At 51.5% G+C, this 15,815-nt stretch carries 14 protein-coding genes; 4 read left to right on the forward strand and 10 right to left on the reverse strand.

The window, feature by feature from the left end:
* Window positions 1-126 precede the first annotated feature (126 nt).
* Together B036_RS0107160 and B036_RS0107165 are read left to right on the forward strand one after the other, a co-directional pair.
* The gene (locus tag B036_RS0107160) at window positions 127-2,424 is read left to right on the forward strand and encodes a tetratricopeptide repeat protein (RefSeq protein ID WP_020568019.1); all 2,298 of its coding nucleotides are present in this window, start codon (window positions 127-129) and stop codon (window positions 2,422-2,424) included.
* Window positions 2,425-2,439: 15 nt separating this feature from the next.
* The gene (locus B036_RS0107165) at window positions 2,440-3,132 is read left to right on the forward strand and encodes a hypothetical protein (protein WP_020568020.1); all 693 of its coding nucleotides are present in this window, start codon (window positions 2,440-2,442) and stop codon (window positions 3,130-3,132) included.
* A gap of 155 nt (window positions 3,133-3,287) precedes the next feature.
* On the opposite strand, the gene B036_RS0107170 is transcribed toward B036_RS0107165, so the two are convergent.
* Entirely contained in the window at window positions 3,288-4,322 is a 1,035-nt protein-coding gene (locus tag B036_RS0107170; RefSeq protein ID WP_020568021.1) for a threonine aldolase family protein, read from the reverse strand.
* A 192-nt stretch (window positions 4,323-4,514) separates the two neighbouring features.
* On the reverse strand, window positions 4,515-5,090 hold the full coding sequence (gene msrA / locus B036_RS0107175; protein WP_020568022.1) for a peptide-methionine (S)-S-oxide reductase MsrA: 576 nt from the start codon (window positions 5,088-5,090) through the stop codon (window positions 4,515-4,517).
* A 287-nt stretch (window positions 5,091-5,377) separates the two neighbouring features.
* Here msrA and B036_RS28415 point away from each other — a divergent pair, with 287 nt between their 5' ends.
* Window positions 5,378-6,553 carry a geranylgeranyl reductase family protein gene (locus B036_RS28415; RefSeq protein ID WP_020568023.1) on the forward strand — a complete coding sequence of 392 codons (1,176 nt, stop codon included), beginning with the start codon at window positions 5,378-5,380 and terminating at the stop codon, window positions 6,551-6,553.
* Window positions 6,550-6,768, forward strand: coding sequence for a 4Fe-4S binding protein (locus tag B036_RS28420; RefSeq protein ID WP_020568024.1), 219 nt, complete (start codon window positions 6,550-6,552; stop codon window positions 6,766-6,768). Before B036_RS28415 ends, B036_RS28420 begins: the two co-directional genes overlap by 4 nt.
* 230 nt (window positions 6,769-6,998) lie before the next feature.
* Here B036_RS28420 and B036_RS0107190 read toward each other — a convergent pair whose 3' ends face one another.
* From B036_RS0107190 to B036_RS28430, 8 genes are all read right to left on the reverse strand, one after another.
* Window positions 6,999-7,616, reverse strand: coding sequence for a hypothetical protein (locus tag B036_RS0107190; RefSeq protein WP_020568025.1), 618 nt, complete (start codon window positions 7,614-7,616; stop codon window positions 6,999-7,001).
* A 168-nt stretch (window positions 7,617-7,784) separates the two neighbouring features.
* Entirely contained in the window at window positions 7,785-8,444 is a 660-nt protein-coding gene (gene fsa, locus B036_RS0107200; RefSeq protein WP_020568026.1) for a fructose-6-phosphate aldolase, read from the reverse strand.
* Between the two features lie 170 nt (window positions 8,445-8,614).
* A complete protein-coding gene (locus B036_RS0107205) occupies window positions 8,615-9,634 on the reverse strand; it encodes a twin-arginine translocation signal domain-containing protein (RefSeq protein ID WP_020568027.1) in 1,020 nt (339 codons plus the stop codon).
* The gene (locus tag B036_RS0107210) at window positions 9,635-11,029 is read right to left on the reverse strand and encodes a c-type cytochrome domain-containing protein (RefSeq protein ID WP_020568028.1); all 1,395 of its coding nucleotides are present in this window, start codon (window positions 11,027-11,029) and stop codon (window positions 9,635-9,637) included.
* A 309-nt stretch (window positions 11,030-11,338) separates the two neighbouring features.
* Window positions 11,339-12,742: a hypothetical protein gene (locus tag B036_RS0107215; RefSeq protein WP_020568029.1), complete on the reverse strand. Its 1,404-nt coding sequence runs from the start codon at window positions 12,740-12,742 to the stop codon at window positions 11,339-11,341.
* Window positions 12,732-13,286, reverse strand: a complete 555-nt coding sequence (locus B036_RS28425) for an RNA polymerase sigma factor (protein WP_020568030.1) — start codon at window positions 13,284-13,286, stop codon at window positions 12,732-12,734. Before B036_RS28425 ends, B036_RS0107215 begins: the two co-directional genes overlap by 11 nt.
* Window positions 13,287-13,315: 29 nt before the next feature.
* The gene (locus tag B036_RS0107225) at window positions 13,316-14,149 is read right to left on the reverse strand and encodes a hypothetical protein (RefSeq protein WP_020568031.1); all 834 of its coding nucleotides are present in this window, start codon (window positions 14,147-14,149) and stop codon (window positions 13,316-13,318) included.
* A 134-nt stretch (window positions 14,150-14,283) separates the two neighbouring features.
* Window positions 14,284-15,609, reverse strand: a complete 1,326-nt coding sequence (locus tag B036_RS28430) for an LVIVD repeat-containing protein (RefSeq protein WP_020568032.1) — start codon at window positions 15,607-15,609, stop codon at window positions 14,284-14,286.
* Window positions 15,610-15,815 lie beyond the last annotated feature (206 nt).

Below are 15,815 nucleotides of genomic sequence, written 5' to 3' on the forward strand. Positions count from 1 at the left end.
GGCCCGAGGCGGTAGCCGAGGATGGGAAGCATCGCACCTGCGACCCCGCCCAAAAAGTGGGCTACTCCTAAACCCTCTCGCCAGTCTTTAGTTACCATATCAACCATTTGCCTGAAATACCCCTACATGACTTCACCAACCTTTATTGAAAAATTATGGGAACGTAAAGTTCCTCAACTACTTGGTACCTACCTGGCAGTAGGTTTTGGTGTGTTACAATTTGTTGAATTTATTTCCCGAAGGTTTTCGATGAGCAGCTTTTGGGTAGACAGCTACTTACTGCTGTGGTTATTACTGCTCCCAGCCGTTGCCCTGCTTCTTTATTACAAGGGCCTGCCGGCAAAGGTGGGAAAAGGGTTCAACTGGAAGAAGTGGGCCATATTTGGCAACCTTGGCCTGGCATTATTACTGGTTTTTGTGCTTCCTGGAAGTGTCGCCCCCGCTGCTACCGAGACTGTAGTCACCACTGACACAGATGGCAAAAAAGTGAGCCGGGTAATTCCTTCTGCTTCTTCAGTTCAACGCATTGCCGTATTTGAATTAAGCAATGAATCGGAAGATGAAACCAAGAACTGGTGGGGAACTGCCTACTCCCTATTGCTGAATGATGACCTGCGACAGCGACCGGAACTGTTGACGCTGGGCGTTCGATCCCTCAACCGCTATTACTCGCATTTTAACGTGGAGCAATTCACCGACATCAATGTTGGTCTACAGCGAAAAATTGCCCAGCGCGCCCGGACGGACTATTTCGTGAGTGGAAAGTACGCTGCCGGAGAAGACAGCCACGAAGTTAATGGTGGGCTATACCGCACCCGGGATGGTAAGTTGGTTCAAACTTTACAGGCGGTTGGGCCGGACATATTTACGGTGGTCGATCGGCTACGGGATCAGATTAATGATTTCCTTCCCCCACCGGTAGTAGTGGATCAAATGACTACTGAACTACCAGCTTCGGCCATGATCACGGATCGGGAAGAGGCTTTACAAGCTTATGTAGCGGGTGTTGTTGCCTTCAGCCTTGATCCTGGAAATCTTCGGGTTAGCCTCGACTATTTTTTAAAAGCCCTGGAACTGGACCCGAATTGTGCTCCTTGCGCATATGGTGCCGGAGATAAACTTTATGGCTCAGGCAAGTTAGATAGTGCAAAGTTACTGATATCCAAAGCTACCCGTCTGGCGGAAGTTCTGCCTGAACGGGAGCAGTTCGGGTACAAATCGACGCTGATGGCCGTCAACGGCTCATATGACCAATACTACCGGCTGATGGAATCTTATCGGAGTCTTTACCCCTATGAGTTCAGCCCCTACGAGATGTTGGAAAGCTATTATGCCCGTAATTACGGCCTTGATTCTGCCATTGTATTAATGCAGCAGGCGGCGGAATTGTCTGATCGGGAGAGAGCTCTGGGAAAACTTTATCAACTGTATGTTAGTGCCGAAGATTATGAAAAAGTAGAGGCCATCATCAAGGATCTTGAGCAAGAGTTTCCCGACAGCGATAAAACCCGGCGTATGTACGCCAGTCTATACCAAACTACTGGTCAGATGGATAAGGCACGGGAAATTCTGCGGGAAATGCAAGCGCTTGACCCATTGAATTTTGATGTCACTAATCACATTATTTTTGCCGAGCTCCGGGCAGGTAACTACGACGAAGTTGAAAAGCTGACGCGTAAGGCAATGGCACAGGCCACTAACATTGCGGACAGTACAACAGCTTGGAATTACCTTATCCAGTCCTATTCCGGAAGAGGTCAATTTGACCGGGCCATGAAGGAACTGCTGGCCTTCGAAGATCTAATCTCCAGGACTAGCCCGCGGAATGTAATAATCAACAATAATTTTGCGACTAAATCCGACTATGCCATCAAACGCGGACGTTTCGGATTAATTGATACCTTACTTGCGGAAGTAGCAGCCTTCGATGCCAGCAGGGCGGAGTTATATGGCTGCTATATTCCAGTTCAGGCAGCTATTTATGGAATACACCAGCCTGGTGGTGCAGCCTCCCTCGAAGGCTGCAGAGAAACTTTACTGGGCTATGGTCCATCGGCTGAAGACCTGATCGATCTTGCGGAAATTATCCTCACCGGAGATTATGGTGCGGCAGTTGCTTTGCTTGACGAACGGCAAGCGGCAGGAAAAGAGATGCTGACGCCAAGTGCAGAAGCTCGTTTACGACAGTTCGCGGGAGATAATGAAAAAGCGCTGAAAGTGCTGAAAAAAGCCCTCGTTGCTCGTGTTAATGACCCGGTTTTGTTGCTTGAGCTGGCACTGAGCCAACATGCGATGGGCGATACTGAAGCAGCCAAAAAGTCAATAGCAGGCCCCCTGAAAACCTGGGCGAATGCAGATGCTGATTTCATCAAACTACAGGAAGCAAAAGCATTGGCCAATGAATTAGGGCTGCCTCCGTCTTAAGCCTTAAATTAGACCATGACTAAGCCAGAAAAACGAGTACTGTTGAACCTCATTGCGGAAGATCAATTGAACGAGACGATCACTCAATTGATAGCCGCAGTACCTGAGCAACATCCCGACCTGAAAAGAATTAACCAGTTGGCCATCCGGTTACGGGAGATGGAAGAACGGATTGATATGGGGACACTTTCCAACGAAGACATTGGCCGGGTACGTAGCCGGATTGCCGGCGGACTGAAAGATGTCATTCAGGAGCTAAAGCCTATGGCTAAGCACGAGAAATCCACGGATGATGACAAGCCTGTTTTTAAGCTCAATCTTACGACTACCGAGGAAGACCCGTCTTCAGCTCCGAAGGTGATTCTTGGCTTTGATGGAGACATTCAGTACAAAGGCTCTCCAAGTAAAAAGGAACGAAGTATTGAGCTGGTCAAGGGTTACGGAGCCGCCTACCACCAAGTGCTTCAGGGGATTAAAAAAGCAGGGATGACGATGGAAAAGGCGGACCGTGCTGGTGGTCGGTTGTCCGCGAGTATGCCTGGAACCTCTTCCAATAAATTTGGCGAGGTCGTTGAAGTATGGTTGAAGCCTGAGCGTAACGGCCGTACCTGGGTTCATGTAGTTGTCGACAGTGCGTTACCTACAACAGCCTTTGATTTTGGCCGACATGAAAGCAAATTGAACCTATTGTTCAGTTATCTTAGGTAAGTTAGTGGAAGCCTCTGAAAGTTTATGATTGCATGTTGATTGGGCTGGGGTGAATTTTGCTGGTATTCATACTGGTAGGGCGGAGGTAAGCCCCGCCCTTACAAGCGTCAATTTTGTTGGCCGCGTTCGCAACACGAACGCGGAGTGATCCTGCGTTAAGCAGAAAAACCGTTGCTCATAAGCTGCAACCGTTCAATTACGTAATCCACCATTTTATCCGTCACTCCAAGGTGGGTCGTGAAGCGTACCATCTGCGGGCCAAATGGAACGGCTTGAATGCCTTGTCCCGCCAACGTTTCCAGGAAGTCGGTGGCCATCAGGTCACCGGCCAGATGGAAGATACAAATATTGGTTTGAGTTTCTTCCACCGATGCAACGAAGGGTAGGGGAGCGAGGGCTGCAGCGAAGCGCCGGGCGCGTGCGTTGTCTTCGGCCAGTCGGTCTACGTGATGCTCCAGGGCATAAAGGCCGGCAGCTGCGAGGTACCCGGCCTGCCGCATGCCACCCCCAATCACTTTTCGGAATCTTCTGGCCCGGTCAATCAGTTCCTTTGGCCCGAGGAGCAAACTTCCCACGGGCGCACCGAGCCCCTTACTCAGGCAGATGCTCACCGTATCAAACAGTTCTCCCCATATTTTGGGCGATTCTCCCGTTTCTACCAGCGCATTGAATAGCCTGGCTCCGTCGAGATGACAAGCCAGGCCTTCTGAACGCGCTTCCGCTACAAGGACCGTTGCTTCGTCAATGTTGTAAATAGAACCGCCACCTTTATTGCAGGTGTTCTCGATGACGAGCAGACGGCTGATTGGCAGCCAGTCATACCTGGGCTTTACCGCCGCCTTCACCTGCCCCGGGAGTAATTTACCGCGCTCTCCCCTGATCAGGTTCATACTAACGCTGGAGAGCATGGCGTATACTCCGCCTTCATATTGATAAACGTGGCTCTTCTCCTCGCAGAGTACTTCATCCAGGGCCTGGGTATGGCACTTGATCGCCAGTTGGTTGGTCATGGTGCCGGAAGGGCAGTACAGGGCAGCTTCCATGCCAAACAGTTCGGCGGCGGTGGCTTCCAGCTGATTGACGGTGGGGTCCTGGCGGAAAACATCGTCCCCTACTTCAGCGGAGAACATGGCTTTCAACATGGCCGGTGTGGGCTGGGTGGCGGTGTCGGAGGTTAGGTTTACGGTCATAGAAGTTGCAAGTTACAAGATTCGCTTCGCTCATGTTGCAGGGGTCGCTACGCTCCGGTTACAGGCCAGTCGCTTCGCTCCTTGTTGCAGAGCGCCTGCGGCGCGTTGCAGCTACCGCACGAGGCTGCACTCCTGCAACACCTGCAACCGGAGCGTAGCGACCCTGCAACCCTTGCAACCGGAGCGCAGCAACTACTTCCGCAGGTGCGAAAACTGCTTCCGGAATTTACCCACCTTCGGCGAGATGACGAAGGAACAATAGCTGTTTCGGCTACCTACCTTATTGTAGTAGTCCTGGTGGTAATCCTCCGCGGCATAGAAGACCTCGTGCGGGTAAAGATGTGTTACTGCGGGAGCACCGTATAGTTCGGGTACGATGTTGGCCGTAAGGTCTTCGGTAATGGCTTTTTGTTCCTCTGTCGTGTAGAATACGGCACTTGCGTATTGCGGTCCTTTATCATTCCCCTGGCGGTTGAGTGTGGTGGGGTCGTGGGTGGCGAAGAAGACTTCGAGTATCTGCCGTGTGGTGATGATGGTTGGGTCGAAGTCTACCAAAATCACTTCAACGTGACCGCTGGTCTTGGCGCATACGGCGTCGTAATTAGCGGTTTCCGCTGGCCCGCCGGAGTAACCGCTGACTACGCGCTTTACACCCTTCAGCTCTACGAAAACAGCTTCGGTGCACCAAAAGCAGCCGCCGCCTAAGATGATGGTTTCGTGGGTAGCGGTATTCTTAATGTCGGTAACGACTTCAGCAAAATGCGACATGGCAGATAGATTTTCTTAGGAAAGGCCTTTACCACATGAATTGTTCTAAGTTAATTTGGGCGGGGCCGCAGGATGCAAAGTGAGAGATTAAAGAGCAGGGTCCTGCATTGGGTAACTTGCTGCTAAAACCATTTTCTGCTCCTGCGTTCGCGCCCAATAGACGCTGGAAGTTATGCGGCCGATCCAAGGGCCCCCATTACTCCGTATTTGTCAGCCTACACGTGAAGGGGCAAATCGTATCCTGATTTTCTGAACACTCTTTCCTTCGTCTCCGTTATCTCCATCACATGAACCAACAATACGATTTAGTAATCATTGGCTCGGGACCTGCCGGAGCCACCGTAGGCAGATTCGCGGCAGCAGGTGGCCTTTCGGTTCTCTTGGTGGATAAAAAACAGGAACTCGGCGCGCCAATCCAGTGCTCAGGAGCTGTAAGCCGCCATGCGCTGGAAGAGGTGGGTGTTCCGCTCGACGATGAATTTATCCTGGAGCCGATCTACGGCTTTGCCATCTACGACCAGGCGGGGGCCGCCACCAAAATTGATTATCGGAAACTTAAGGAGGACGAATATGGATCGGGGCCGGGGCGTAAACCACTCGGCTACGTCGTCGATCGCCGTCGCTTTGACCGTTTCCTGATGACCCAGGCCGAACGCGCCGGCGTAGAAACCTGGTTGAAAACCGAAGGTCTCGGTTACCAGCCTACCGAGGATGGCCGCTGTGATGTTTTTCTGCGCCGATATAACGAGAAAATAACCGTCAGTACCCGAGTTCTTGTCGGTGCCGATGGCCTGATGTCACAGGTAGGCAAATGGGCCGGACTACAAACGCACATCAAAATTACGGAACTCGCGGGTTGCCTGCAGTTCATCGTTGACAATGTCGAAACGGAAGGATTGCTAGAAATCATCACGGGACACGAATGGGCCCCGGGCGGTTATGCCTGGGTGTTTCCCAAAGGGCATGGCTATGCGGAAATCGGCCTGGGCGTTATCCCTACAATGACAACGCACAGTGCGCAATGGCATCTAGATAAATTCATCAAACAGTCTTTTTTCAAAGAACGTTTTAAGGATAGCAGGATCCTTGAAGTACAGGGTGGCGGTGTACCGCTTGCCGCTCCGCTCAGAACGCAATATGCGGACAACCTGATCCTGGTCGGTGACGCCGCAAGGCACGTGAATCCCATCACCGGTGGCGGAATACATACAGCCCTCAGCGGCGGTAAACTTGCGGCAGAATTCTTAATCAGGCACTTGAGCACACCGGGCGTATCCTGCGCTGCGGCAGAACTGAAGGGGTATCAGGATGATTGGTTGCAGGCGCTAGGAGACAAAATGTGGAAACTCTACCACACCAAAACCAAGGTCTTTCATCAGGAGGACATCCCTACCCGCGACGCCTACCTGTACCAAACTATGTCGGATTACTTCGACCCTAACTCCGAATACAAAAAGATATGAGTAAACTGCAACCCGTCATTTTCGATATTGGTTGGAATGCCTGCATCAACTGCGGCGCCTGCGTGGCTATTTGCCCGCAGGAAGCAGGGTTCATCAGTCCTTTCGACACCATTGCAGTTGACCGGGCCTGTGATATTGCCTGCTTGCTTTGTGAAAGTATTTGCCCGACGGATACCATCACGCACAAATTAGTGGAGGAAGGGGGAAAGGATTAAAACTCGTATCGGTTTCCCGGAAAAAGACGCAGCAGATAGTATGCCATAATTGTCCTAACAGAACCACCAGTGCGTCAAGATTGAGGTTGGTGCTAGTTAGAACGCCGGCAGCGCGGTGCTGGACGACCAGCTGAAAGCCGATCACAGCCATAGCTACGTGAGGTTTTTAGCTGGGAAGTACAGTGCCGTGATGGCAAGTTACAACTGTGCCGAACTTTGATCTTGATGCACTAGTCCTTCTTCCAGAATTTCCATCCATTAGGATCTTTTCCCGCTTTGATCCGGTCTTTTCGCTTTTGCTCCCGACGGCGTTCCCGCTGCTTTTTCTTTTTGTCCTTGCGGTTGGCTATTTCTTTCTTTTTATCCCAAATATCGTTGCGGCCGGAAATGACGTACCGTACGCTTATGGCCGTTTGGGTATACAGTAATTGATTACCTCCGCTTACGTTGATGGCCGGCTTAAAGTCATACGCCAGGTTGATCTTAGCGAAGGTAGCTTCCAGGCCGATAACACCATCGATGCCGATGGGGCCGCCAATCGCCTCGCCGGTCTCTTTTTCAATTTCATTGTTCCAGCCAGCGTGTACGCCGGCACCGTAGAAAAGATTGATCCTCCGGCTGAGTAATGGCCGGTGCTGCTTACCCAGTAGCGTGAAGCTGCCCTCATCGCGCTGAAGGCTGGACTGCAAGATCGCTTCCACCACAAAATTTTTTTGTACCTGCGGCACCCGTAGCTGGACGGTAGCTCCCCAGTCCGTACCGAGCCTGAGTCCAAGTGCGGCGTCGTAAGATTGTGCTGAAAGAAAAACAGGAAAGATCAGGAAAGCAAAAAAGAGTAGTCTGTTCATGCGGGTAGGAACGGCTAAAGGCACTGGTTTGTGTATAAACGGTAGGTGAAAATGCTGGTTTTTTGGAAAAACACAAGCTTTTCAATCTCCTCTGCCATAAAACAGCCCCGTTCCGAGGTGGAACGAGGCTGTTTTTTTACTTAGCTATTGAGTGCTGAAGGCTGGTTCCTAATGACCAGCTGCTTTGGCGTGATCCGCCAAAAACTTTTCAAGCCCAATATCCGTCAATGGGTGATTGAACAGGCTTTCGAAAGCGCTGAGGCCACAGGTAACTACGTCGGCACCGGCTTTGGCAGCATCGATGATGTGCTTACCGTTACGAATAGACGCAGCAAGGATCTCGGTTTCAAAACCCTGAATGGCATAGATCTCTGCAATGTCGGCGATCAACTGCATGCCATCCCAACCGATGTCGTCGATGCGGCCAATAAAGGGACTCACGTAAGTAGCTCCGGCTTTTGCCGCCAGGATTGCCTGGCCAGCACTGAACACCAGCGTGCAGTTGGTCCGGATACCCTGAGAAGCACACCAGGCTAGAGTTTTTACACCGTCACGGATCATCGGAATCTTTACGACGATGTTATCGGCAATTTTCACCAATTCGGTGGCTTCTGCCTTCATGCCCTCGAAATCTGTACTGATGACCTCAGCGCTTACATCTCCATCGGTGATGTCACAGATCTTCTTATAGTGGGCCATTACTGCTTCGGTACCGCTAATTTTCTCCTTCGCCATCAGGCTAGGGTTAGTAGTTACACCATCCAGAATACCGAGGGATTCGGCTTCCGCAATATCGTTCAGGTTAGCAGTATCAATGAAAAACTTCATTTGGGTGGTTTTTTTAGTGAATTAGAGTGCCTGCTTGGCTTTCTCTTTCGCAAACATACAAATTGATGCTGGGTTCAATCGCTTCGCTCAGGTTGCAGGGGGGCTTCCTTTTGTTCCGGGGCCGTAACAACTACAACCCCCGCAACTCTTGCAACGGGAGCGCAGCGCCCCTACACCCGCTTCAACCGAATAGGATAAGTCTTACCACTGTACCATTGAGGGATGAAAAGATTCCCATCCTCGTCCGGGCAGACATCATGCGGATTCATGAACGTCTGATTGTCATGAACGATTTCGGTGAAGTCTTGCTGGTTTGTCGGGCCGGAGCCTCCCGGAAGGGAGACAACGTCAAAATTGCGATCAAGGACGGCAACCATGCCGTCGTAATGCCACCAGCTTTTGGTCACAATGACGGCGAACATGGTGAAGTCGCCAGCAATGACGGGGCGACAGATCTCCAGGCCGGGAAGCTTTCGTGTACTTAGGTGCTTTCCGCTCATGCTCCACCGTTGGAATTCTTTGTTGCCGCGGCTGGTGATCAGCAACTCTTCTTTACCCGAGCGTGCATCGACGACTATTCCATGGCAACAATTGAAGTGCTGCGGTCCGCCAAAAACGTTTTTCAATTGCCCCTTCGGGTTGAAGTGAAAAATGAGGTTGGAGCCATAGCCGTCAGCAACGTAGATGTCACCATTTGCTGCGATGGCAGTTTCCGTGGGTTTGAATGTTTTGCCGGCAGGAAGCTGATCTTCCGGCAAGTAAAGCTCCCTGATGATGCGGCCATTTAAGTCGAGATTGAGGACCCTTCCGTCAGCACTGTCGGTTATCCAAAAAGTCTGGGCACTTCCTTCTCCGGCCTTACTAAGGCCATGTGGCTCGGTCAGGTTAAGCTGCCAGCTGTCTAATAGCTTTCCGTCTTTATTGTAGGCAAGGACATTAAAGTCTTTGGCTACAGTGCTGCAGACTAACCGCTTACGCGTGTCGAGGACCATCTCATGGCAATGCTGGATGGGTTGATCAGTGGGGTTGAGATTCCCCCATGATTTGTCGACTTTATATTGAAAATCACCTTGCCCGACAATCAGTTTTTCGTTGAAGGGGTGGTTAGCCCTGCCGATAAGCGGAAAAGTAGCTGAGGCTGCCCCGATCAGGCCGGCCTGCCGGAGGAATTGACGACGGGAAGAACGCATTTATTTGCTCGTGTTTTCAGTAACGGGAGTGAATTTGAAACCAGTATTAACATCGATCAATGGGTGTGCCTCGGCGTATGCTGTGGCAGCTTCGGAGGTGACTTTTGTTTGCCATAAATATAACCGTTTCAGGGCAGGAAAGCGCTGAAGATGGGCAAAAACAGCGTCGTCAACCTCAGTATCGTACAGGTTTAGGCTTTCGAGGTGCCTGAGTTTACTTAACTTTTCTATGGTAGCCGAGGTGAGCTTGGTCCCGTTGAGGCGTAAGCGATTCAGGTTGGAGAATTTGGCCAAAGGGGCAAGGTCATCATCGTTGAGGGGCATTCGGTCCAGGCTCAGGTAACTAACCTGCTTCGAGGCAAGCTCCGATAATTTGGCCAAAGCGGCGGCGTCTACTGTACGTCCAGGCTCGGGTTTTGCCTCTAGTGCCGGACCGCCAGGCACAAGCTCCGTCACGGCCCAGTTCAGTTTGCGTAATTCATCAAGTTGGGCGGCGGGGATCGCGGGTGCAGTGATTTTTTCTACGAATAGCTTTGGGCTGAGGTCCAGGCCATAATTCTGTTCCAGGAGCTTTTTGATGTCCTCTGGTATGTTTTGAGGGTCCAGCAGCGAGGTGGTATCGGCGCCATTAGTAATCCAGTACTCGAGTAAACGGACTTGTGCAAAATCCCACGGAGTTCCCTGTGGGGGCATTGCTTTGGTGTTGCTCCGGGGGAGCGTGACTCGCCTTACCCATGAACTTTCGAGCGGGGCTCCGGGGCTGATGATGGCACCTCCGTCTCCGCCGGCGAACAGGAAGTGGGCTTCGTCCATCCGCAAGCCTCCGTTCTGTTTGTCTGCATTGTGGCACCGTGCGCAGGAAGCGTTGATGGCAGGGCGTAGGAAACTGGCGTAAAGGTTGATGCTGTCCGTATTGACTCGACTCCAGTCGTGGATACCACTACTGTCAGGGGCGTGCCCGGCCATTTTCTGCACGAGGGGAGGGGCGTGTTCAAAAAGGTAGCTTTCACCGTGCGTGAGGTTGCCACCCTGGTGTCCGGCCAGGCCGAGTAAGGCCGCTACGAGGATGCCGAACCCCTTGGCTGCTTTACCTCCGTTTCGTGTGACGAATACCCCTGCTACGGCTAAGGCTGCGACACTTATGCCCAACCATTTATGCCAAAACAGGGTGTCTCCACCTCCACTTTCACCAGCTAATAACCAGCCGCAACCAGCTGCCGCCACGGCAGCAACTGCACCGACGAACCAACTGATCCTTATTGCCGGGCGTGCCTTGTCTCCCGGCCACCATTCCAATAGTGCCGCCAGTAACAAAAAGCCTATCGGCAAATGAACGAGCAGAGGATGGAATCGTCCTACAAAAAGGCTAAAATCCGCAAGGAACAGCTGTTGCATAATCGTTTACTTTGTTTGCAAAGTATCGAAAAACCAGTAAATGGTTTGCCTGTAGTAGACCGTCGATTCAGACTTTTGGGGGCTTTAGATGTCTTATTCCCTTGCTTTTAGCCATTCCTTGCACCTGCGTCCCCGCCTAAATAACGAGAATGGCAGGAATAAAGCCATTTGACTTACGGAAACTTAGGCCGTTTAATGTCTGTAAACTAGTTTATTGGAATAATTCGACAAGTTCAACGAAGGACCATGCAGGTCACTCAATTCTTAAAGATCCATCCAAGGGCTTGAGGGGAAACTGACGTTCGACCCTTATTTTAACCGCCAACGTGCCCCGATCTCTAACTGGCCGCGCTGTAAACCAACCACTTTTACCTGGTCGGGCTGCGAGATTAACCGACGTCCGGCCATTGTAAGGGTAAGCTTCCGGGTGAGGTCATATGAAACATTGAGTCCTGCGTGGAAAACCCAATGGTCGAATTTAGGAAAACCAGAAAGGGATCCAACCGCCTCTCCCGTGAGAGAACCTGGCGAAGCTAAGGAAGCATCCACCCGCGAGGAGCTTAATCCATTCACTAACTCGATATTCGTATCCAAAGCAGTGTTGTTACCCTGAGGACTGGCGAATGCTGCCCGGTACTGAGATGATGTTAGGGCATTTGCGGTTAGCAGGTAATTCAGGGAAGCGGAAGTACCGATTTGCCAACGGGGAGCAGGTGAATAAGTAAACCCAATGCGACCTTCGAAGGAAGTACTGACAATTGCGTCAATATTGTCTTCCGAAAATGTAATGAGGATGGTATCCGGGACAGAAGACCCGGTAGTAATATCGGAGTTTTCTAAAAAACGAGCCGGGGTGCCGGATTCCGCTAACTCCTTGAAATTGTGGAAGTCTTTCCGGAAATGAAAGCTGACTGGAATAGAAAAACGTTTACTGATGGGCACGTTGTACCCGAGTCCGGCGTAAAAACCGGTATTGTTACCACGCAGACCTTCGCTTATTCCAGCGTCTAGGTATAGGCGTGAGGCCAGTTTGGGCTTTTTAACCACGATGGCTAATTGATCGGTTCTTTGGCGCTGAGCAAATTCAATTGCTCCAATGGGTTGAGGAATTAATGAAGTAAGCGGAGCAGGGACCTCCTTTATGTTGGATTCCGTTGTCGGCGTATTCAGGATGGTCGTCCCGGCTTGGTCAACCAGGGCAGTGGCGTCTAAGGGAGAAACGGTAAGCGTCCCTTCCATCCCGGGATCTCCTTTTTCAACTGGTATTACCGTGAGTGGGGCTTGCTTTGAAGTGGCGTTTGAGGTATTAGCCTGTAATGTCTTAATTTCTGAAGACGCTGCAAGCGTCTCTGGAAACCGAGCAGCATGCTCAATTGCCCCCTCTTCCTGGGCTTGGTTTTCCCGGTTAGCTGATTTGTGGTCGTTATCAGCGATCACCACCGGCAGTTTACTAGTCGGGGTCAAAGGCACCATCGGCGTATTTAGCTCCTGCTCCGTCGCTTCGTCCTGAGACAAGTAGGCCATAGCAGACGGCGTAGCGACGGCCACCACTAGAAGGAGAAGGGCAGCCAGCCAGCCGTAATTGCGCCACCAGACGACGGCAGCTTTCCGGTTAGGTGGTTGCTTATCATCAAGACGCTTGTTCATGTCTGCCCACGCTTCGTTCCAGAAGGCGGCATCGTCGGTCCATTTCGGGTCGTTGTTAGCCTGCATAACGGTTCGATTTATAGGGGTGGGATTTCAGTTTTTCGCGTAAAATTTGTCTTGCTTTGTTCAGGTGCCAGCGGCTGTTGCCTTCACTGAAGTTGAGTTGAGTGGCGATCTCGGCGTGGTTGTACCCCTCGACGGCAAAAAGCCAGAAGACTTCCTTACTCGTTTCGGGAAGCAGATCAATGATCCGGCACAGGTCATCCGCGTAGAGTGATTGCGTTGCGGTAGCCTCAGCTGGGCGGTCCCAATCGGCAATTTCCAAAGTCGGTCGTTGTTTTTGGCTTCGGAACTGATCAATGGCACTGTTAAATACCAGCCGTTTCACCCAACCTTCAAGGCTTCCCTCCCAACGAAATTTATCGAGCTTTTGAAAAACCTTCATCATGCCACCATTTAGCAGAGACATGGCTTCCTCCTTTCCGGGGGCGTACCGACGGCAGACACGGAGGGCCGCCGGCGCAAAGCGCCGATAGAACACCTCCTGTGCTCTGCGATCTCCGGCCAGACAGGCGGAAACCAATGCTTTATCGTCAGGATAATTGGACAATGGACGTTGGGTCTGTAATTTTAGAAGGATTAAAATCTTACGCCAGCCCGAAGTACGAGGCGCTGGTAATTAACCTTGCGTTGGATCACATCGAGATTGGCGTCTGTGATGGTGAATGTGTTGGTCAGGAACCGGTAGCCGAGGTCAATGAAAAGTCGTTGCAGTGGGCCGTTTTCTCCTCCGAATTCAAGGCCGACCGAAGGGTGGACTAATGGAGCAATCGCGCGTTCGGTGACCTCTCCGTCCCGGCTTCCGGCCCCGAAGGGGTAGGTCATTCCCGCCTCCAACCGGACAAAGGGCCTTCTTTTTCCATTTCCGAAAAGGTATTCGACCTGTCCAGTGGCAGAAAGTACCTTTTCTTGTAGCTGATGGTTCATCAGGCTGAGATCAACTCCCAGGCCAACGTTAACTTTATTGAAGCTGCGTAGGAAGTGGTAAGCTGCGCCACCACCAATGGTGATCCGACGAAAGCGGAAGCCAAAATTTCCGTTGTCTATCTGTGTTGCTCCAAATGACATACTTGTGCTGAATTGATGCATGAACTTCCGCTTCAGCTGCCTGCGAGGCGCTTCTTCTTCGGGCAATACGTCAGGCTTCATGGAGGTTGATTGCGTTGCTGCTATCTCTTCTTCCCGATCTTTGTCGAGCCGGAAATTGACGCGTTTAACCTCATCCCATTCAAAATCAAGGATCGTACCATTATCCTGCACCAATATTACGCGACTGCCGTAATTGTAAGTTATTACAGTACCAGAAACGGCGTCTTTTCCGTGCAGGTGGACTACGTCGATATAATGATTGGCGGGTGCCTGGCCAAAGAGTAAGCCTGAAACGGCGAAGAGTATCAGTAGCGTAAGTCGCATGGGGAATTATTGTATCAGCAAGGTAGGAAAAAGCCGCGTGGCCGGCAGAAAACTAGAGCGAATAACGGACCGTTCTGCCAGGGCTTCAGGTAGTGCTTAGCGGGAGAAACGGCCTTTACCGACCACGCGGTACCTTAATCACATAAATCGATTCTGCTGGTGGCAGTTAGCTGTCCTTCGTCGGTATAATCGAACTGCTGGACACCGTCCTCGCCGTATCCGAGTACGATCAGGTTATTGTTTCCCGGAAGTACGATGACGTCGCGTGCGTTGATATTATTCAGGCTGGAGAGTTGCTCTCCCAGTAAGCCATCATCGGTCAGGTCAAACACCTTAAGTCCTTCCCACTGGGCACATAGGAACAGTTTGCCCTCGGCAACGCCAAGGCCATGGCTGTTGGTCATTGGGGTAATCTGGAGGGAGACCGGGTTACGGGCATCACTGACGTCGATGACTTCGAGTTGATCGCCGACGCTGCCGCAGTCGCGGCCGCCCCAGAGCGTGACGTAGGCCAGGTCATTGGCTACGACAACGGGGTCACAGCTGAGGACGTGCTCGAAAGTAGACAGCTTCTCCGGAGCAGTTGGCATGGCTACGCTGTAGATGTGCATGCCGTTATTGGCACCGATAAAGAGTTTGTCTTCGTAGGGGAAGATGGTTTCGATGCCCCAGCCGAGATCGATGTTGTTGGAGAAGACTGGGTTTTCGGCATCTGCCAGATCAAATACGCGGAGGGAGTTATCGTCCACGGCGTAAAGCGTACTGCTGCTGATGGTGAAGCGGGCGAGGGAACCGCCCTGGCCGATGTTGTCGGGACCAGCCCCCCCGGCGTTGGCGTTGGGAGAGGAGAGCGCAGCGTCGAAGTTAGAAGATGCTCTTAGAACAGAACTGTTTTCTGCAAAGAAAATATCACCTTCCCAGAATACCTGGTTATTGAAATTCGGGGATTGACAATCGATGGTACGACGTTCGCTGGTTTCGTTAAAACCGGTTACGAATACATCGTTTTCGAGAACCTGCGCAAAAATACTGTAGGGTTCGAAGACGTCCTCAGTACGGCCCACCATCTCTGGTTGCTCGGGGTTGGCGAGGCTAAAGGCGACCAGGTCGGTGTATTGGTTCATGTAAAGGATACCGTTGCGCACGGCGATGCCCTGTCCACCGGGAGCCTCCATGAAAGTGATGGGCACGGGGTTATTGGAGTCCGTGTTGTCATAAATGTGCAGCCCCTCGTTTTCTTCTACCATAAAGAGGTAGTTGTCGTAAACGTAGAAGCTGCTGGTGGTACAAACGGGTAGGGCCGTTCCGCAAAAGAAGTTGCTGTTTCTCCACTCTGCGGCAGAAACTGTAATGGGGTCAAAGCCGATGACCGTGCGTTCTTCTTCGCAGCGTTCTTCCAGGCAGCTCGACAGGGAGAAAGTAAGGGCGGCCAGTATGGCCAGGCTAAGAATTCTTTTCATTTTAGTTTTTTTTATCGGGCTTGGGATCCCGTTGTTACTTGTTGAGACGGACGCGCAGTGAAAAGCGTTGGTGGAAAGCGAATATTTTTTCGAGGGGTAAATTGGGGATTCCTTGTTAAGTATTAGTTTTTTGGGCGGGGCCGCAGGTGCAAGGGAAGTTAAAGGGCCGGAAGCAGCCTAAAGGCTTATAACTTTCACGGCCTGAA

Source organism: Neolewinella persica DSM 23188 (genome assembly GCF_000373105.1).
Lineage (GTDB): Bacteria > Bacteroidota > Bacteroidia > Chitinophagales > Saprospiraceae > Neolewinella > Neolewinella persica.